General features: G+C 56.2%; 16 protein-coding genes. 6 read left to right on the plus strand and 10 right to left on the minus strand.

Annotation, left to right across the window (positions count from 1 at the left end; genetic code table 11):
- Nucleotides 1-127: 127 nt before the first annotated feature.
- Nucleotides 128-1,321, plus strand: a complete 1,194-nt coding sequence (gene emrD, locus NR195_RS20795; RefSeq protein ID WP_022624918.1) for a multidrug efflux MFS transporter EmrD — start codon at nt 128-130, stop codon at nt 1,319-1,321.
- Here the strand turns inward: emrD and glpX are convergent.
- From glpX to NR195_RS20810, 3 genes are all read right to left on the minus strand, one after another.
- Complete coding sequence (gene glpX, locus NR195_RS20800; RefSeq protein WP_062759670.1) at nt 1,311-2,321, minus strand: class II fructose-bisphosphatase; 1,011 nt, start codon at nt 2,319-2,321, stop codon at nt 1,311-1,313. The two genes, emrD and glpX, sit on opposite strands and share 11 nt — an antisense overlap.
- 96 nt (nt 2,322-2,417) lie before the next feature.
- Nucleotides 2,418-3,929, minus strand: coding sequence for a glycerol kinase GlpK (gene glpK / locus NR195_RS20805; protein ID WP_010258184.1), 1,512 nt, complete (start codon nt 3,927-3,929; stop codon nt 2,418-2,420).
- Nucleotides 3,930-3,959: 30 nt separating this feature from the next.
- Nucleotides 3,960-4,814 carry an MIP/aquaporin family protein gene (locus NR195_RS20810; protein WP_010258182.1) on the minus strand — a complete coding sequence of 285 codons (855 nt, stop codon included), beginning with the start codon at nt 4,812-4,814 and terminating at the stop codon, nt 3,960-3,962.
- Nucleotides 4,815-5,219: 405 nt separating this feature from the next.
- On the opposite strand from NR195_RS20810, the gene zapB reads away from it, so the two are divergent.
- The gene (gene zapB, locus NR195_RS20815; protein WP_003851242.1) at nt 5,220-5,459 is read left to right on the plus strand and encodes a cell division protein ZapB; all 240 of its coding nucleotides are present in this window, start codon (nt 5,220-5,222) and stop codon (nt 5,457-5,459) included.
- Nucleotides 5,460-5,512: 53 nt separating this feature from the next.
- Here zapB and rraA read toward each other — a convergent pair whose 3' ends face one another.
- The 6 genes from rraA to priA form a co-directional block, all read right to left on the minus strand.
- Entirely contained in the window at nt 5,513-5,998 is a 486-nt protein-coding gene (rraA, locus tag NR195_RS20820) for a ribonuclease E activity regulator RraA (protein ID WP_009088032.1), read from the minus strand.
- Nucleotides 5,999-6,156: 158 nt separating this feature from the next.
- Nucleotides 6,157-7,494, minus strand: coding sequence for an HslU--HslV peptidase ATPase subunit (hslU, locus tag NR195_RS20825; RefSeq protein WP_256844873.1), 1,338 nt, complete (start codon nt 7,492-7,494; stop codon nt 6,157-6,159).
- A 10-nt stretch (nt 7,495-7,504) separates the two neighbouring features.
- Complete coding sequence (gene hslV, locus NR195_RS20830) at nt 7,505-8,035, minus strand: ATP-dependent protease subunit HslV (RefSeq protein ID WP_010258174.1); 531 nt, start codon at nt 8,033-8,035, stop codon at nt 7,505-7,507.
- Between the two features lie 88 nt (nt 8,036-8,123).
- A complete protein-coding gene (gene ftsN / locus NR195_RS20835; RefSeq protein WP_129063190.1) occupies nt 8,124-9,137 on the minus strand; it encodes a cell division protein FtsN in 1,014 nt (337 codons plus the stop codon).
- A gap of 152 nt (nt 9,138-9,289) precedes the next feature.
- Nucleotides 9,290-10,327, minus strand: coding sequence for a DNA-binding transcriptional regulator CytR (gene cytR, locus NR195_RS20840; protein ID WP_256844874.1), 1,038 nt, complete (start codon nt 10,325-10,327; stop codon nt 9,290-9,292).
- Nucleotides 10,328-10,491: 164 nt separating this feature from the next.
- Entirely contained in the window at nt 10,492-12,687 is a 2,196-nt protein-coding gene (gene priA / locus NR195_RS20845) for a primosomal protein N' (protein WP_010258167.1), read from the minus strand.
- A 225-nt stretch (nt 12,688-12,912) separates the two neighbouring features.
- Between priA and rpmE the strand changes: the two genes are divergently transcribed.
- Nucleotides 12,913-13,128 carry a 50S ribosomal protein L31 gene (gene rpmE / locus NR195_RS20850; protein ID WP_003851227.1) on the plus strand — a complete coding sequence of 72 codons (216 nt, stop codon included), beginning with the start codon at nt 12,913-12,915 and terminating at the stop codon, nt 13,126-13,128.
- 79 nt (nt 13,129-13,207) lie between these two features.
- Here the strand turns inward: rpmE and metJ are convergent, their stop codons facing one another.
- Nucleotides 13,208-13,525 (minus strand): met regulon transcriptional regulator MetJ, encoded by a 318-nt coding sequence (gene metJ, locus NR195_RS20855; RefSeq protein WP_009088019.1) that lies wholly within the window; start codon nt 13,523-13,525, stop codon nt 13,208-13,210.
- Nucleotides 13,526-13,798: 273 nt separating this feature from the next.
- Between metJ and metB the strand changes: the two genes are divergently transcribed.
- The 3 genes from metB to metF all read left to right on the plus strand — a co-directional run bounded on the left by metB (nt 13,799) and on the right by metF (nt 18,499).
- Entirely contained in the window at nt 13,799-14,959 is a 1,161-nt protein-coding gene (metB, locus tag NR195_RS20860) for a cystathionine gamma-synthase (protein WP_022624922.1), read from the plus strand.
- A gap of 2 nt (nt 14,960-14,961) precedes the next feature.
- Nucleotides 14,962-17,397, plus strand: coding sequence for a bifunctional aspartate kinase/homoserine dehydrogenase II (locus NR195_RS20865; protein ID WP_010672066.1), 2,436 nt, complete (start codon nt 14,962-14,964; stop codon nt 17,395-17,397).
- 202 nt (nt 17,398-17,599) lie between these two features.
- The gene (gene metF, locus NR195_RS20870; protein ID WP_010258148.1) at nt 17,600-18,499 is read left to right on the plus strand and encodes a methylenetetrahydrofolate reductase; all 900 of its coding nucleotides are present in this window, start codon (nt 17,600-17,602) and stop codon (nt 18,497-18,499) included.
- Nucleotides 18,500-18,525 lie beyond the last annotated feature (26 nt).

The following is an 18,525-nucleotide window of genomic DNA, read 5'->3' on the forward strand; positions in this document are numbered from 1 at the left end:
AGCCGGGACCTTTTCGCTTACCTCTCGCTTTGTCATCTAATCCTGATATTTTGCCCGCCATAACAAGATAACTGGCGGGTGAACCGCTGTTTTAACCTCCTTTCACAGAAAGAAATTTTGCATAATCATGATGACTAAACTCGAAAATCGCCCGCTGCTGGTGATGCTCATTGTGCTGGTGGCAGTAGGGCAGATGGCACAGACTATCTACGTCCCGGCGATGTCGGTGATGGCGGATGCTCTGAATGTGCGGGATGGCGCGCTGCAGCGTGTGATGGCGGCCTATCTGATGACCTATGGCGGATCCCAGCTGATCTATGGCCCGCTGTCAGACAGCATCGGTCGTCGTCCGGTGATCCTGGCGGGCATGATGATCTTTATGATCGGCGCAATTACGGCACTGATGGCGACGTCGCTCGATATGCTGGTGTTCGGCAGCGCTGTTCAGGGACTGGGCACCGGCGTAGCTGGCGTGATGGCCCGCACCATGCCGCGCGATCTCTACGAGGGGCACGCACTGCGGCGCGCTAACAGCCTGCTTAATATGGGCATTCTGGTCAGCCCGCTGCTGGCGCCAGTAATTGGTGCACTGCTGACTCAGCTCTTTGGCTGGCACGCCTGCTTTGCCTTTCTGCTGCTGCTCTGTCTGGCGGTAACCGTCTCAATGGCACGCTGGCTACCGGAGACCCGACCGCAGAGCGCGGAAGTGACCCCTTTCTTTAAACGCTACGCCCGCCTGCTCAGCGACGCGAATTTCGTTCGCTACATTGTGCTGCTGATTGGCGCGCTGGCCGGGATTGCGGTATTTGAGTCGAGCTGTGGCGTTCTGCTGGGCGGCGTGCTCGGCCTGCACAGCCTGACCGTCAGCATCCTGTTCATCCTGCCGATTCCGGCAGCGTTTTTTGGTGCCTGGTTTGCCGGTCGCGAGCAGGGTTCATGGCACAGTCTGATGTGGTGGGGCGTAAATAGCTGCCTGCTGGCGGGCATCCTGATGTGGATCCCGGCATGGTTCGGCGTGATGAATATCTGGACGCTGCTGGTCCCGGCTGCGCTGTTCTTCTTTGGGGCTGGCATGCTGTTCCCGCTGGCGACTTCAGGCGCGATGGAGCCTTATGCCTGGCTGGCGGGTAGCGCGGGCGCGCTGATTGGCGGGATGCAGAATCTGGGATCGGGCCTGGTGGCGTGGCTGTCAGCCATGATGCCGCAGCGCGATCAGTTCAGCCTTGGCATGCTGATGTTCTTCACGGCGCTGGTGATGCTGCTCTGCTGGTTGCCGCTCTCACGTCAGCCGGAGCGCGGCAACCAGCCGGTTACAGGATAAAGGGATGGAGCGCCGGATCTTTACGGTCGAGATAGTGAATCGACTGAATACGGCGGATGGTGCGTGATTTACCGCGAATCAGCAGGGTCTCGCTGGTGGCGATATTGCCCTGACGCGTAATGCCTTTCAGTAGTTCGCCACTGGTAATGCCGGTGGCGGCAAACACCACGTTGTCATTGCGTGCCATCTCATTCAGCATCAGCTTTTTGCCCGCTTCAATCCCCATCTCTGCGCAGCGCTGCAGCTCCAGCTCACCCAGCAGACGGTTTTCCGCGCTGTCGCCTTTCACGTGGTGACGCGCCAGTAACCGGCCCTGCATATCCCCATCCAGCGCGCGGATCACCGCCGCCGAGACCACGCCTTCCGGTGCGCCGCCGATGCCATACATCACATCGACTTCGCTGTCCGGCATGCAGGTCAGAATGGAGGCGGCGACATCGCCATCCGGGAAGGTAAACACCCGCACGCCCAGCTGCTGCAACTGGCTGATTACCGCGTCATGACGTGGCTTTGCCAGAATCGATACGGTTAGCTGTGATAGCGGCTTATTCATCGCGATGGCGATGTTACGCAGGTTGGTCTCCAGCGGCAGGTCGAGATCGATCTCTCCACGCGCTGCGGGGCCAACAATCAGCTTCTCCATGTACATGTCGGGTGCGTGCAGAAAGCTGCCCTTATCGCCTACAGCCATCACCGCCAGCGCATTAGCCTGGCCAAGCGCCGTCATGCGGGTGCCTTCAATCGGATCGACCGCAATGTCGACCGCATCGCCGCGGCCGGTACCGACTTTTTCACCGATATAGAGCATCGGAGCTTCGTCGATTTCGCCTTCACCGATCACAATCTGACCGTCGATTTCAATGGAGTTCAGGACATGACGCATGGCATGGACAGCCGCGCCGTCAGCCGCATTTTTGTCGCCGCGTCCTAACCAGTGATAGCCTGCCAGGGCGGCAGCTTCGGTTACGCGGGAAAATTCAATGGCAAGTTCTCGTTTCATGGCATCTACCTGACAAAAAACAGGCAGGCAGTGTAACACAGCGGGGGAGTGGAGCGGGGAAAAGGCCCGCGACAGCAACGGTCGCGGGCATTGATATTACTCTTGTTCTTCCCACGCCTGGGCGCGGGCTACAGCTTTTTTCCAGCCAGCATAACGGAAGTTACGCTCGGTGGTTTCCAGGCTTGGACGGAATTCACGCTCAATAACTGCTTTAGAGCGGACTTCATCCAGATCCTGCCAGAAGCCGACGGCCAGACCTGCCAGATAAGCAGAACCCAGCGCGGTGACTTCACGCACTTCCGGACGCTCAACACGGGTGCCGAGGATGTCTGACTGGAACTGCATCAGGAAGTTGTTGGAAACCGCGCCACCATCCACACGCAGCGCCTGCAGGCGGGTGTTGGCATCGTTCTGCATCGCTTCCAGCACGTCGCGCGTCTGATAAGCGATAGACTCCAGCGTCGCACGGATGATGTGGTTAGCATTAGCACCACGGGTCAGGCCGAAGATAGCACCACGGGCATACGGGTCCCAGTAAGGAGCGCCCAGGCCGGTGAAAGCAGGCACCATGTAAACGCCGTTGGTGTCTTTCACTTTCATCGCAAAGTATTCAGAGTCAGCAGCTTCACTGATCAGCTTCATCTCATCGCGCAGCCACTGAATAGAGGCGCCACCGATAAACACAGCCCCTTCCAGTGCATAGTTCACTTCACCGCGCGGGCCACAGGCGATAGTGGTCAGCAGGCCGTGCGTTGAAGTTACCGCTTCAGTACCGGTGTTCATCAGCATAAAGCAGCCGGTGCCGTAGGTGTTTTTCGCCATGCCAGGCTGAACACAGAGCTGGCCATACAGCGCAGCCTGCTGGTCACCGGCAATACCGGCGATTGGAATACGTGTACCGCCTTTACCGCCGATGTTGGTCTGACCATAGACTTCAGAAGAGGACTTCACTTCTGGCAGCATTTCACGCGGGATATCCAGGATATCCAGCATACGCTGATCCCACTCCAGCTTATGGATGTTAAACATCATGGTACGGGAGGCGTTGGTATAGTCGGTGATATGCACGCGGCCCTGGGTCATTTTCCAGACCAGCCAGGTATCGACGGTACCAAACAGCAGCTCGCCACGTTTTGCTCGCTCACGTGAGCCTTCAACGTGATCCAGGATCCACTTCACTTTGGTTCCGGAGAAGTAAGGGTTAATCACCAGACCGGTGGTGTGCTGGATATACTCTTCCAGACCCTCTTTCTTCAGTTTGTGACAGTAGTCGGCGGTGCGGGGATCCTGCCAGACGATGGCGTTGTAGATCGGCTTGCCGGTCTCTTTTTCCCAGACGATAGCGGTTTCGCGCTGGTTGGTGATACCGATTGCCGCAATCTCATCAGAGCGGATGTCGGCATGGGCCAGCACTTCAACCAGCGTTGAGCTTTGTGAAGCCCAGATATCCATTGGATCATGTTCAACCCAGCCCGCTTTCGGGTAGATCTGGGTGAATTCGCGCTGCGATACCGCGACGATATTAGAGTCGTGGTCGAGAATGACGGCGCGGGAGCTGGTTGTGCCCTGATCGAGCGCGACAATATATTTTTTATCTGTGGTAGTCATAAATTCTGTCCTGATGATAAAAGGTGAAACTTACGCTTTACGCTGCTGAGCGCGTGCAACCGGTTTGTCTGCTGGAACGCTTGCAGGTTCCTGGGCGGTACCTGGCAGGTAGCGACCAATCAGTGTGCGATAACCTACTGCACCCAGGCAGGCACCGACCAGCGGGCCAAAAATCGGCACGAGGAAGTAAGGGATGTCACGACCACCGGTAAAGGCAACGTTACCCCAGCCTGCCAGCCATGCGAAGATCTTCGGTCCGAAATCACGAGCCGGGTTAAGGGCGAAGCCGGTCAGAGGACCCATTGAGCCACCGATAACCGCAACCAGCAGGCCAATCAGCAGTGGAGCCAGTGGGCCACGTGGAATGCCGTTGCCGTCATCCGTCAGACCCATAATGACCGCCATTAATACTGCAGTGATGACCATCTCAACCAGGAAGGCCTGGCCGACACCGATATGTGGATTAGGGTAGGTTGAGAAGATGCCTGCCAGGTCGAGACTTTCAACCGTGCCGCGCACCATCTGGTGGCTCTGCTCATAATCAAAAAACAGGCTGTAGTAGAGACCGTATACCAGCGCCGCGGCACAAAAGGCACCGGCAATCTGCGATACGATATAAGGCAGAACTTTACGTCCTTCAAAATTAGCAAACAGGCAGAGTGCAACGGTGATTGCCGGGTTCAGGTGCGCGCCCGAAATGCCTGCGGTAAGGTAGGCGGCCATGGAAACGCCAAGACCCCAGATGATGCAGATTTCCCACTGACCGAAGGCGGCACCGGCGAGTTTCAGTGCAGCCACACAGCCTGCGCCAAAGAAAATAATCAAGCCTGTCCCCAGAAATTCGGCAATACACTGACCTTTGAGCGTGTTAGTTGTCTGACTCATAATAGTGGTTCCTGAAGCGAGGTTAAATTTTATCAGTTTTTGTTCTCATTCCATGAGGCACCCAGCTTTAATGTAGGGCTGGTGTGAATTTATCGTTAACGAACATAAACGAGAAATAGCGAAATCGTTTTTTGTGTACTGCGTCATAAAAATGCGCGTTTTCGCGTATTCTGGCTTTCCTTAGCCAATATTCGCGCCTGATGACGGGGATAACGCACCCGTACCAGAAAGCCGTCGCAGTCAGCGCAGCGTAAATTCAGGGATTGGCTGAAAAGTGTTACAGACTACGCCCGCAGCGGCCGCGTTGCTGGACTTGCGGGGTGAGGCTACATACAATCGGGACAACGTTGCTGGCTTAAGCTGGCATCATCAACGCCTTGCAGGAATTTAGGAGAGGTCAGAAAGATGTCATTTGAAGTGTTTGAGAAACTGGAAGCGAAAGTACAGCAGGCGATTGATACCATCACCCTGTTGCAGATGGAAATCGAAGAGCTGAAAGAGCAGAACAACTCACTGCGTAACGATGCGCAACAAGTCGCGGGCAACCACGATGCGCTGATGCGTGAAAATCAGCACCTGAAAGAAGAGCAACACGTGTGGCAGGAACGTCTGCGTGCATTGCTGGGAAAAATGGAAGAGGTTTGAAGCCTCAGCTGATGTGAAAAACGGGTGCTCAGGCACCCGTTTTCATGTCTGGCCTATTCGAGGTCCAGCGCATCCTCTGACAGAATGATACCGGTGTTGTCTGCATAGAGATGGTCGCCGGAGAAGAAGGTGACGCCGCCGAAATTAACGCGCACATCGCTTTCGCCAATCCCTTCACCCGCAGCGCCTGCCGGAATCGCGGCAATCGCCTGAATGCCAATCTCCAGCTCTTCCAGCTCATCAACCTGGCGTACCGAACCGTAAATCACCAGACCTTCCCACTCGTTGGTTGCCGCCAGACGTGCCAGCTGCGCATCCACCAGTGCACGGCGCACTGAGCCGCCGCCATCAATCACCAGTACCCGACCCCGGCCATTCTCTTCCAGCAGATCGTAAAGTAAGCCATTGTCTTCAAAGCATTTCACTGTGGTAATCTGACCACCGAATGAAGTGCGCCCACCAAAATTTGAAAAAAGCGGTTCAACAACATTCACTTCTTCATGGTAGATATCGCAGAGTTCAGATGTATCGTATTTCATAAGGGTTTCGTCTGTTTGCCACAGGAAGGGTAAGTATATCGCTATATGCAGATTGTTGGCAAAATCATCAGTATGAAAAAAGCATCGTTCGATCAAGAACATGCATAAAAAAGCCCAGCCGGGTGGGCTGGGCTTCTGAAAAGCGCTGAATCAGTGGATCAGAGAATGAAGCGGCTAAGGTCTTCGTCAGCCACCAGTTCATCCAGATGTTTACCGACATAGTCAGCATTGATGGTAACGGATTCACCATGACGATCGCTGGCGTCATACGAAATATCTTCCATCAGACGCTCCAGCACAGTATGCAGACGGCGCGCACCGATGTTTTCGGTGGTTTCGTTGACCTGCCATGCGGCTTCAGCGATCCGGCGAATACCCTCTTCGGTAAACTCAATGTTCACGCCCTCGGTATTCATCAGGGCTTTGTACTGCACGGTAATCGAGGCATTCGGCTCGGTCAGGATGCGCTGGAAATCGTTCACGGTCAGCGCCTGCAGCTCAACACGGATGGGCAGACGACCCTGCAGTTCCGGGATTAGATCGGAAGGGCTGGCAACCTGGAACGCGCCTGAGGCGATAAACAGAATGTGGTCCGTTTTCACCATACCATGCTTGGTGGAGACGGTGCAGCCTTCCACCAGCGGCAGCAGGTCGCGCTGAACGCCTTCGCGTGAGACATCCGGGCCGCCGGCATTCTGGCCGCCGCGCTTACAGATTTTGTCGATCTCATCGATAAACACGATACCGTGCTGCTCAACGGCATCAATCGCGTCCTGCTTAAGCTCTTCCGGGTTAACCAGTTTGGCCGCTTCTTCTTCGATCAGCAGCTTCATCGCTTCTTTGATCTTCAGCTTGCGGGCTTTCTGCTTCTGGCCGCCGAGATTCTGGAACATTGACTGCAGCTGGCTGGTCATCTCTTCCATGCCTGGAGGGGCCATGATTTCGACGCCAGGGCTGCTGGCGGCCAGGTCGATCTCAATCTCTTTATCGTCCAGCTGGCCTTCGCGCAGCTTCTTGCGGAACGACTGGCGTGCTGCAGAGGGTTCAGCGCTCTGCTCTGACTGGCCCCAGTTGTTTTTTGCTGGTGGAATCAGCACATCAAGAATGCGCTCTTCCGCCATCTCTTCGGCACGATATTTGTTCTTTTCAATCGCCTGACTGCGCACCATCTTAATGGCCGAATCGGTCAGGTCACGAATGATAGAGTCAACTTCCTTACCGACATAACCGACTTCGGTAAATTTGGTCGCCTCTACTTTGATAAACGGCGCATTGGCCAGCTTAGCCAGACGACGCGCGATCTCGGTTTTACCGACACCGGTCGGACCGATCATCAGGATATTTTTAGGGGTCACTTCATGGCGCAGCTCTTCGTCGAGCTGCATGCGGCGCCAGCGGTTACGCAGTGCAATAGCCACGGCGCGCTTAGCGCTCTCCTGGCCGATGATAAAGCGGTTCAGTTCGCTGACGATTTCGCGAGGAGTCATCTCAGACATATTTATACCCTTACGACTTAGACGTTAATTCTTCGAAATTAACGTTGTGGTTAGTGTAGATGCAGATATCACCCGCGATATTCAGCGACTTTTCGACGATGTCGCGCGCGCCCATCTCGGTATTCTCCAGCAGCGCACGTGCCGCTGCCTGGGCGAAAGGCCCACCGGAGCCGATGGCGATCAGATCGTTTTCAGGCTGGATGACGTCACCGTTACCGCTGATGATCAGTGAAGCTGATTCATCTGCGACGGCCAGTAAGGCTTCAAGGCGACGCAGCATACGGTCAGTACGCCAGTCTTTAGCCAGTTCCACAGCAGCTTTCACCAGATGGCCCTGATGCATTTCCAGTTTACGTTCGAAAAGTTCAAACAGGGTGAAGGCGTCTGCGGTGCCGCCAGCAAATCCGGCAATCACTTTATCGTTGTATAAACGACGCACTTTTTTAACGTTGCCTTTCATCACGGTATTGCCGAGCGTAGCCTGGCCATCACCGCCAATCACTACCTGGCCGTTGCGTCGTACACTTACTATTGTTGTCACGGGCAGACCCCTTGTTGCAGTCGGAAAAGGACTCCGCGCACCGGGCGCGGAGTATCATGCAACAGATATGGGGCGGGTTTGACGGGTTTCAACCCCCGACGGAGAGCGGAATACAGCTGGAGTGTCCGGAACTGCGCAGGCGCTTCAGGGTGCTGTCAGCGGAGGCGCGGTCTTTATAAGGACCGATAACCACACGATTCCAGCCGCCACCGGTGGTAATACGGCTTTCAAATCCTTCAAAGGCTAAGCCAGCGCGCACCGATTCAGCCTGGTCAGTGCCCTTAAACGAACCACACTGCACCATCCAGCGCTGCGAAGAGGCTTTCTCCGCCGGTTTCGCTTTCGCGGTCTCCTGCGGTTTTGGCTGCACTTCCGGTTCACGCGTAACAGGTGCTGGCTGCGTCTGGCGCTGTACGTTTTGCTGCTGCTGCTGCTGCTGCTGCTGCTGCTGCTGCTGACGTTGCTGTTGTTGTAATTGCTGCTGTTGCTGGCGCTGTTGTTGTTGCTGCAACTGCTGCTGGCGTTGCTGTTGCTGCTGAGCCTGCAACTGCTGACGTTGCTGCTGAACCTGTTGCTGCTGCTGTTGTTGCTGAACCTGCTGCTGCTGACGTTGCAGTTGTTGCAACTGCTGCTGATGCTGCAGTGTCTGCTGACGTTGCGCCGGCGTCTGTTCGTTCCACGGCACTTCGTTGAGCTGCGTCGGCTGCTGACGCATATCCGCCTGCATCTGCTCCAGCAACTGGCGCTGCTCGTCGGTCAGCTGTGTCTGCGACTTCACTTCGCCACCCGAAGAGGGTTCGATAGGTGTCGGCACAGTGACCTGACGGTTTTCCAGCTCTTTAATATATTTCCAGCGCTCTTCGGGCTTCGGCGGCAGGCCATTGCCGTTGGCTTTATGATCCGTAATGACCGGCACGTCCTCTTTTTTGTGATGCGCCAGGAACCATAAACCACCGGCAAAGGTCACCAACACTGCGACCGCCAGTACAATCATCAATTTAGATGTTCCCGAACCGCCTTTGCTCTTCTTGCCACGGCTGGGGCTTTTTTTGCGACGCGTCCCTGTTGAACGCCCGCGGCCTACGTAATCTTTTTGTGCCACTCTCGTTCTTATACCCTTCAAAAATAGTGCCAGATGGGCGAAATGATGATTTTTACGCGCCCGGCAAGGAGTCCGCCATGTTACTTAAGGGTCGGAACTTTGACCAGCAGTGTTCGCCTTAAGAATCTACTGAAAAAATCAGACAAATACGCTTATTTTTCACGCTTTTTTACTCGCGCCGTGCTGCCACGAATGGTTAAACCGGCATCCAGCAGCCGCGATCCGCTGATGACCCGTTTGCCATTTAACTCATCCAGCAGCAGAAGCATCGCTTCCCGGCCTATCTGGTAACGTGGCTGCGTGACCGTGGTCAGCGGCGGCTCGCAGTAACGTGATAGCTCAATGTCATCGAATCCGACCACAGAGAGGTCCTCCGGTATCCGCAGTCCGCAGCGCCGGGCCTGATTCATCGCCCCAAGTGCCATAATATCGCTGTGGCAGAAGAGCGCGCGCGGCGGTTGCGGCAGGGTCATCAGCTGATTCATGGCGGCAACGCCCGCTTCAAATGTGAAGTCACCGCGCACAATATAGGTGGGATCGACCGTCAGCCCGCTGCGACGCATCGCCTGGACATACCCCTGCAAACGATACTGGCAGAGCGGCATCTCTTCCGGCCCGGCGATACAGGCGATATGTGTGTGACCCAACTGCAGTAAATGATTTACCGCTTCAAATGCGGCGGTCAGGTTATCGATGTGGACAGTGGGCAGTGACATTTCCGGCGCAAACTCATTCGCCATTACCATAGGCGGCAAGTTGCGTTGCTCATCAATGCTGGCATCAAAAGGCAACTTTGAGCCGAGCAGCACCATGCCATCGATCTGTCGCGTCACCATCAGGTTGAGAAAAGTTCTCTCCTGCTGATTCTGATGCGCGCAGTCACCAATCAGCACCAGATAGCCCTCTTCGGCTGCCGTAACTTCAACGCCTCGGATGATTTCACTAAAGAAGGGATCGCAGATGTCAGGGACAATGACCAGGATGGTACGCGTCTCATTACGACGGGCGTTGCGCGTGGGGCCATGTGCCGCGTAGCCGACGGCGGCAACCGCCTGCTCGACTTTCTGGCGGGTGGCCGCAGAAACCTTCTCCGGATTCATCAGCGCACGCGATACGGTGGCGGTTGAGACGCCCGCATGTTCCGCAACATCTTTCATCGTGGCGGCGGGCGGTTGTTGATTCTGCTCCAACACATGCTCCTGACGCGTTATGGCGCGTTCAATTCTGTTTCTGCCTGACCTGAAGGCAAACCGGGCAACATTGTTAACGATTGCCCGGCTGGTTGTTACTTAATTTGCATAAAAATTGTGACTTATGCGACATTTTTCGATCTGGCTCGCAGTGTCAGCTTAAATCAGCTCTCGGTAGGGTCGATATCCAGCGTCCATTTCACTTTGCGCGCCGCGGGCAGTGTTGAAACCAACGGCAACGAACTGCTCAGCAACTGTTGCAGACGCTGCCGGGAAGGATGCTGCAGCAGCAGTTGCCAGCGCCAGCGTCCACTGCGTTTTGGCTGCAGTGCAGGCAACGGACCCATAAACCACATCGCCTTATCGTTCAGCGGGCTTGCCTCCAGCAAATTACGGAGTTGTTGCAGGAATTCCGCTGCCTGCTGGTTATCCATATCTTCAGCGCGGAACAGCGCATGGCGGCTCCAGGGCGGCAGATGGACTGCCTGTCGCTCCAGCAATGCCTGCTGGGCGAACGCCGAATAGCCCTGGTGCAACAGCGTCTGCAGCAGCGGATGTTCCGGATGGTGAGTCTGCAGCAACACCTCGCCCTGTTTGCCGGCACGGCCAGCACGACCGGCGACCTGGGTGTAGAGCTGAGCAAAGCGTTCCGCCGCACGAAAATCGGCTGAGAACAGCGCACCATCGACATCCAGCAGCGACACCAGCGTAACATCGGGGAAGTGGTGGCCTTTGGCCAGCATCTGGGTGCCAACCAGAATTCGTGCGCCGCCGCGATGAACGTCAGCCAGATGCTGCTCCAGCGCACCTTTGCGGCTGGTGGTATCACGATCGATTCGCGATACCGGCACGCCAGGGAAAAGTGTGCCGAGCTGCTGCTCCAGTTGCTCAGTCCCGACGCCTACCGGTAGCAAATGGGTTGAACCACACTGCGGGCATTGGTTAGGCAGCGGACGCTGGCTGTCGCAATGGTGGCAGCGTAGCTGGCGATGGTGCTGATGCAGCGTGTAGTAGCGGTCACAGCGGGTACACTCAGCAATCCAGCCGCAATCATGACAGAGCAGGGCGGGCGAAAAGCCGCGGCGGTTAAGAAACAACAGCACCTGATTATCGGCCTGCAGATGCTGGCGCATTTTACCAATCAGGCCCGGTGCCAGACCGCCGATCAGCTGCACACCTTTTAAGTCGATAAGCTGTTGCAGTGCCGGTCTGGCATTGCCGGCGCGTTTTGTCAGGTCGAGCTGGCGATACTTGCCGCTGCGGACATTGTGCAGTGTCTCCAGAGCGGGGGTCGCCGATCCCATAACAATCGGGATATCCTCTTCATGTGCGCGGAAGACGGCCAGATCGCGCGCCTGATAGCGCCAGCCTTCCTGCTGTTTATAGGAGCTGTCATGCTCTTCATCGATAATAATTACGCCAGGACGGGCCAGTGGCGTAAACAGCGCCGATCGGGTGCCAATCACAATCGCCGTTTCGCCGCGCCGCGCACGTAACCAGACCGCCAGCCGCTCACTGTCATTTAATGCGGAGTGCAGCACATCAATGGGCGCATCAAAACGTTCGCGAAAACGGGCGATAGTTTGCGGGGTCAGGCCAATCTCCGGTACCAGCACCAGCGCCTGTTTACCGCGTGCCAGCACATTTTCCAGCACGCTGAGGTAAACCTCGGTTTTGCCTGAACCCGTGATGCCCGCCAGCAGCCAGGCTGCATAATGTTCATCATCTGCCCGAATCGCACCCACGGCCATCGCCTGATCGGTATTCAGCCGCAGACGTTCGCCTTTTACGGCATAAGTGGTACGCCAGTCGTGCATCTGCGGCTGATGCTCATGCAGTTCGCATAACCCTTTGGCGCGCAGCGCCTGCAGCGTCGCATCCGTGAGGTCATGTTCACTGACCTGATGACGATAGAGCGGTTGCTGCCGCAGTGCAGCCAGCGCCTGCTGCTGTTTCGGTGCCCGCTTTAAACTTTCCGGCGCAGTCGCCCGACCCTGCTCGGTGATTTCCCAGCGCCATAAGGGATTGTCCTGCGCCGCTTTGCCCTGACGCAGCAGTACCGGAATAGCGTGACTCAGTACCTCTCCCTGTGGCGAATGATAGTAGCTGGCGGCCCAGTTAAGGATGCGCCACAGCGACGCTGGATAGAGGGATTCACTATCCAGTACCTCGATCACGCGCTTGAGTTGTGCTTCCGGCAGATCGCTGCTCTCACGAAAGGCGACCACAATCCCGATCATCCTGCGATTGCCAAAGGGCACACTCACGCGACCACCAATGACCGGCTGCGCGCCCTGTGGCGGCAGATAATCAAACAGGCGGGGCAAGGGGACGGGCAGGGCGACCTGGACTACGGGCATAACTCTCTCTTTCCGGCTCAATGATCGGGGAAGCTAGTGTACACGCTGACCCTGATGGCGGGTATCTCAGCAGATATTTGCAGCAATCGAAACTTACCTGTATAATATGCCGCCTTCGGTGAGAAATATCTGGCCGGAGTACACCCTATAATGTTCAATCGCGTGTGGTGCTGTGCAGGTTAAAGCCTGGCACGGAGAGCGACACGGCCTTCAATGAGGTTTCCCATGAAACAAGGTATTCACCCGAAATACGAAGCAGTTACTATCAAATGTACCTGCGGCAACGAGATCCACACCCGTTCAACACTGACTCACGAACTGAACCTGGACGTTTGTGGCAAATGCCACCCGTTCTATACCGGTAAGCAGCGTGAAGTGGCAACTGGTGGCCGTGTTGACCGCTTTAACAAGCGTTTCAGCGTGCCAGGCGCTAAAAAATAAGATTAAAAGGCACCTGAACCTGCGGGTTCGGCGGCAAGAAAAAACCCAGCTTCGGCTGGGTTTTTTTATGGCTGAAAGATCAATACTCCCAGGTATCCGGATCGACACCCATCTGGCGCATGATTGCTTTTGCTTCTTCCGGAATCTCATCACTACGCTCTTTGCGCAGGTCGACGTCATCCGGCAGCGGTTGGCCCGTAAAGGCATGTAAAAAGGCTTCGCAAAGCAGCTCGCTGTTGGTGGCGTGACGCAGGTTGTTCACCTGACGACGGGTACGCTCATCCGTTAAAATCTTCAGCACGCTCAATGGGATTGATACTGTGATCTTCTTGACCTGCTCGCTCTTCTTACCGTGCTCAGCGTACGGGCTGATATATTCGCCGTTCCATTCAGCCATGGGTTACCTTAATTAATAAACGTTAAATGTTAGGAAATCAGCGGATTATGCCTGATTTTTTCCTGCCTGACCCCTGATATGGCGGGTTTTCTTCGCTCACTGCCTCTGTCTGACAGAGGGGAACGCCAGGCGATGACGCATAATTTTAGCGGTTATTGCGGTTTTGCTCAATCTATACGCAAAGACATTTAGATGTCCAGATGTATTGACGTCTAATTAGAGGGTGATATCCTGTGGCCTACATTTTATTCACTCTTCAGGAACAATTCGCTCATGACGCGTAAACCGGCAACCATCGCAGTGCGCAGCGGTTTGAATGATGACGAGCAATATGGCTGCGTTGTCCCGCCAATCCACCTCTCTACCACCTATAACTTCCTGGATTTCAATGAGCCTCGTGCGCATGACTACTCCCGTCGTGGCAACCCCACTCGTGATGTCGTACAGCGTACGCTGGCAGAACTGGAAGGGGGAGCGGGCGCGGTATTAACCAATACCGGGATGTCGGCGATTCACCTGGTCACGACGGTGTTTCTGAAGCCTGGCGATCTCCTGGTCGCGCCACATGACTGTTATGGCGGTAGCTATCGGCTGTTTGACAGCCTGAGCAAGCGCGGCGCCTATCGGGTGAAATTTGTCGATCAGGGTGATCCGGTAGCGCTGCAGGCCGCTCTGGATGAAAACCCAAAACTGGTGCTGATTGAAAGCCCCAGCAATCCGCTGCTGCGCGTGGTAGATATCAGCGCGATTTGCGCCGCTGCGCGTGCTGCGGGTGCCATCAGCGTGGTGGACAACACCTTTATGAGTCCGGCGCTGCAGAATCCTCTGGCGCTGGGTGCGGACCTGGTGATCCACTCCTGTACCAAATACCTCAATGGCCACTCCGATGTCGTGGCGGGCGCGGTCATCGCCAAAGATCCGCAACTCGCTACCGACCTGGCCTGGTGGGCAAATAACATTGGTGTGACCGGTGCAGCGTTTGACAGTTATCTGCTGCTGCGCGGGATTCGTACGCTTTCACCGCGGATTGCAGCCGCACAACGCAACGCACTCGCGATTGTAGAGTATCTGAAGCAGCAGAAACTGGTGAAAAAGTTGTATCATCCTTCGCTGCCGGAAAACGCCGGACACGAACATGCCGTACGTCAGCAGCGCGGCTTTGGCGCGATGCTGAGTTTCGAGGTCGACGGTGATGAGGCGCTGCTGCGTCGCTTCCTGAAAGCACTGCAGCTATTTACGCTGGCGGAATCGCTGGGCGGAGTAGAGAGTCTGATCTCCCATACCGCCACCATGACGCACGCGGGGATGTCGGCAGAAGCACGCGCGGCAGCGGGCATTTCCGATACGCTGCTGCGGGTTTCTGTCGGTATTGAAGATCACGAAGATTTAATTGCCGATCTGGATAATGCATTCCGGGTCGCAGCCGAGGGTTAAGCATGACGATTTCAGCAGGCGCGGGAACGCCGAACATCAGGCAGTTGCATAAGTTTGGCGGCAGCAGCCTGGCCGATGCGCGCTGCTATCAGCGCGTTGCCGGTATTATGGCGGACTACAGCCAGCCGGGCGACCTGATGGTGGTCTCTGCGGCAGGCTCAACCACCAACCAGCTGATTAGCTGGCTGAAGCTGAGCCAGAGCGATCGGCTCTCTGCGCATCAGGTGCAACAGGCCTTACGGCGCTACCAGAGCGAACTGATCAGTGCGCTGCTGCCTGCTGAGGTCGCAGAACCTTTAATCACCGCGTTTATCCGCGACCTGGAAAAGCTGGCCGCACTGCTGGATGCGCCGATTACCGATGCGGTCTATGCCGAAGTGGTCGGTCATGGTGAAGTCTGGTCGGCACGCCTGATGTCAGCGGTACTGAGCCAGCGTGACCTTCAGGCCTGCTGGCTGGATGCGCGTGAGTTTCTGCGCGCTGAACGTGCCGCACAACCGCAGGTAGATGAAGGGAAGTCCTGGCCACTGCTACAGACTCTACTGGCGCAGCATCCGCACAAGCGCATCGTGGTGACCGGATTTATCAGCCGCAACGACGCCGGTGAAACCGTCCTGCTTGGCCGTAACGGTTCCGACTATTCTGCCACGCAGATTGGCGCACTGGCGGGTGTCGGGCGGGTGACCATCTGGAGCGATGTGGCGGGTGTCTACAGTGCCGATCCCCGCAAAGTCTCTGATGCCTGTCTGCTGCCGCTGTTAAGGCTGGATGAAGCCAGCGAGCTGGCGCGCCTGGCGGCACCGGTTCTCCATACCCGTACTCTGCAGCCGGTTTCAGGCAGCGATATCGACCTGCAACTGCGCTGCAGTTATCAGCCGGAGCAGGGCTCAACCCGCATTGAGCGCGTGCTGGCCTCCGGGACGGGCGCGCGTATCGTCACCAGCCATGATGATGTTTGCCTGATTGAGATTCAGCTGCCAGAGCAGCATGACTTCGCCATCCTGCACAAAGAGATCGACCTGTTGCTGAAGCGCGCGCAGCTGCGTCCGCTGGCGTTTGGCGTTCATCCCGATCGTCAATTGCTGCAGCTCTGTTACACCGCCGAAGTGGTAAACAGCGCCTTTACGCTGCTACAGGATGCCGGTTTACCGGGCCATCTGCAGCTGCGCGACGGCCTGGCGCTGGTGGCGCTGGTTGGCGCAGGCGTTACCCGCAATCCGCTGCATACCCATCGCTTCTGGCAGCAGTTAAAGGATCAGCCAATTGAGTTCATCTGGCAGTCAGAAGAGCACATCAGCGTGGTCGCAGTGCTGCGCGTCGGCCCGACTCAGCATCTGATTCAGGGATTGCATCAGTCGCTGTTCCGGGCAGAAAAGCGCATCGGTCTGATGCTGTTTGGCAAAGGCAATATTGGTTCACGCTGGCTGGAGCTGTTTGCCCGCGATCAGGAAACGCTGTCAGCGCGTACCGGCTTTGAATTTGTGCTGGCGGGCGTCGCGGACAGCCGTCGCAGCCTGCTGAGCTATGACGGGCTGGAAGCCAGCCGGGCACTCGCCTTCTTTGATGATGAAGCGGTAGAGCGCGATGAAGAGTCGCTGTTCCTGTGGATGCGTGCTCACCCGTTTGATGACCTGGTGGTGCTGGATGTCACTGCCAGCACACCGCTGGCGCAGCAGTATCTCGACTTCGCCAGTCACGGTTTTCACGTTATCAGCGCCAATAAGGTCGCGGGAGCGTCTGACAGTCAGACCTGGCGCCAGATCCGCGATGCCTTTACCAAAACCGGGCGTCACTGGCTCTATAACGCCACCGTTGGCGCAGGTTTGCCGATCAACTACACGGTGCGCGATCTGCGCGACAGCGGGGATACCATCCTGGCGATCAGCGGGATCTTCTCCGGCACGCTGTCGTGGCTGTTCCTGCAGTTTGATGGCACGGTGCCCTTTACCGAGCTGGTGGATCAGGCCTGGCAGCAGGGTTTAACCGAGCCCGACCCGCGCGCCGATCTCTCGGGTCAGGATGTGATGCGCAAGCTGGTTATCCTGGCGCGTGAGGCAGGCTACAACATCGAGCCGGATCAGGTGCGGGTGGAATCGCTGGTGCCCAGTAACTGTCAGCAGGGATCTGTCGACCACTTCTTTGAAAATGGCGAAGAGCTGAATGAGCAGATGCTGCAGCGGCTCGAAGCGGCGCAGGAGATGGACCTGGTGCTGCGTTACGTTGCCCGGTTTGATGCTAACGGCAAGGCGCGCGTGGGTGTTGAAGCGGTGCGTCCGGAACATCCGCTGGCCTCACTGCTGCCGTGCGACAACGTCTTTGCGATTGAGAGCCGCTGGTACCGCGATAATCCGCTGGTGATCCGCGGACCGGGCGCAGGCCGGGATGTCACCGCAGGCGCTATCCAGTCAGATATTAATCGCCTCGCACAACTGCTGTAACTCCTCCTCCTCAGGCGCTTCGGCGCCTGTTTTCAATGTGTTATCGCTCCCCTGTTGAATCGCCTTCATGTTGATTGAAAATTGATCACGACTGTTGACCATTTTTAAGTTGACGGCACAGTCAGATTACGTCATTTTGAACATCTGGACGTCTAAACGTGTAGATGTTCACAGGCCGATTGTTAATCGATGAGGGTGCAGGATGAGTTTCTTTCATGCCAATCAGCGCGAAGCGCTAAACCAGAGCCTGGCTGAGCTGAACGGGCAAATTAATGTTTCATTTGAGTTCTTTCCGCCTCGTACCAGCGACATGGAAGAGACCCTGTGGACCTCTATCGATCGCCTGAGCAGTCTGAAACCGAAATTCGTTTCTGTGACCTACGGTGCGAACTCAGGTGAACGCGATCGCACCCACAGCATTATCAAAGGCATTAAAGATCGCACCGGTCTGGAAGCCGCACCCCATCTGACCTGTGTCGATGCCACGCGCGATGAACTGCGGACCATCGCTCAGGATTACTGGAACAACGGCATCCGTCACATTGTGGCGCTGCGCGGCGATCTGCCTCCTGGCAGCGGTAAGCCAGAAATGTATGGCAGCGATCTGGTTTCGCTGCTGAAAGAGGTGGGTGATTTTGATATTTCGGTTGCGGCCTATCCGGAAGTCCATCCCGAAGCGAAAAGCGCCCAGGCCGATCTGATTAACCTGAAGCGAAAAATCGATGCAGGTGCCAACCGGGCCATTACTCAGTTTTTCTTCGACGTTGAAAGTTATCTGCGTTTCCGCGATCGCTGTGTCGCGACCGGTATTGACGTGGAAATTGTGCCGGGCATTCTGCCGGTCTCTAACTTTAAACAGCTGCAACGCTTTGCCACGCTAACCAATGTGCGCGTGCCGGGCTGGATGAGCGCGATGTTTGCCGGTCTGGATGATGATCCGGAAACGCGGAAAATGGTGGGAGCCAATATCGCGATGGATATGGTGAAAATCCTGTCACGCGAAGGGGTGAAGGATTTCCATTTCTACACGCTTAACCGTGCCGAAATGAGTTACGCCATTTGTCACACCCTGGGCGTGCGTCCTGCTGCTGCTGCGGCTTAACCGCTCTGCTTCAGCCAATAAAAAAG

The organism is Pantoea sp. Ft-CA_14 (assembly GCF_024520875.1).
In the GTDB taxonomy this organism is placed as follows: domain Bacteria; phylum Pseudomonadota; class Gammaproteobacteria; order Enterobacterales; family Enterobacteriaceae; genus Pantoea; species Pantoea agglomerans.

What these genes read in the sequence shown, in the direction of transcription:
- emrD (WP_022624918.1), top strand. Translation starts at nt 128, where the DNA reads ATGATGACTAAACTCGAAAATCGCCCGCTGCTGGTGATGCTCATTGTG.
- glpX (WP_062759670.1), bottom strand. Translation starts at nt 2,321, where the DNA reads ATGAAACGAGAACTTGCCATTGAATTTTCCCGCGTAACCGAAGCTGCC.
- glpK (WP_010258184.1), bottom strand. Translation starts at nt 3,929, where the DNA reads ATGACTACCACAGATAAAAAATATATTGTCGCGCTCGATCAGGGCACA.
- NR195_RS20810 (WP_010258182.1), bottom strand. Translation starts at nt 4,814, where the DNA reads ATGAGTCAGACAACTAACACGCTCAAAGGTCAGTGTATTGCCGAATTT.
- zapB (WP_003851242.1), top strand. Translation starts at nt 5,220, where the DNA reads ATGTCATTTGAAGTGTTTGAGAAACTGGAAGCGAAAGTACAGCAGGCG.
- rraA (WP_009088032.1), bottom strand. Translation starts at nt 5,998, where the DNA reads ATGAAATACGATACATCTGAACTCTGCGATATCTACCATGAAGAAGTG.
- hslU (WP_256844873.1), bottom strand. Translation starts at nt 7,494, where the DNA reads ATGTCTGAGATGACTCCTCGCGAAATCGTCAGCGAACTGAACCGCTTT.
- priA (WP_010258167.1), bottom strand. Translation starts at nt 12,687, where the DNA reads ATGCCCGTAGTCCAGGTCGCCCTGCCCGTCCCCTTGCCCCGCCTGTTT.
- rpmE (WP_003851227.1), top strand. Translation starts at nt 12,913, where the DNA reads ATGAAACAAGGTATTCACCCGAAATACGAAGCAGTTACTATCAAATGT.
- metJ (WP_009088019.1), bottom strand. Translation starts at nt 13,525, where the DNA reads ATGGCTGAATGGAACGGCGAATATATCAGCCCGTACGCTGAGCACGGT.
- metB (WP_022624922.1), top strand. Translation starts at nt 13,799, where the DNA reads ATGACGCGTAAACCGGCAACCATCGCAGTGCGCAGCGGTTTGAATGAT.
- NR195_RS20865 (WP_010672066.1), top strand. Translation starts at nt 14,962, where the DNA reads ATGACGATTTCAGCAGGCGCGGGAACGCCGAACATCAGGCAGTTGCAT.
- metF (WP_010258148.1), top strand. Translation starts at nt 17,600, where the DNA reads ATGAGTTTCTTTCATGCCAATCAGCGCGAAGCGCTAAACCAGAGCCTG.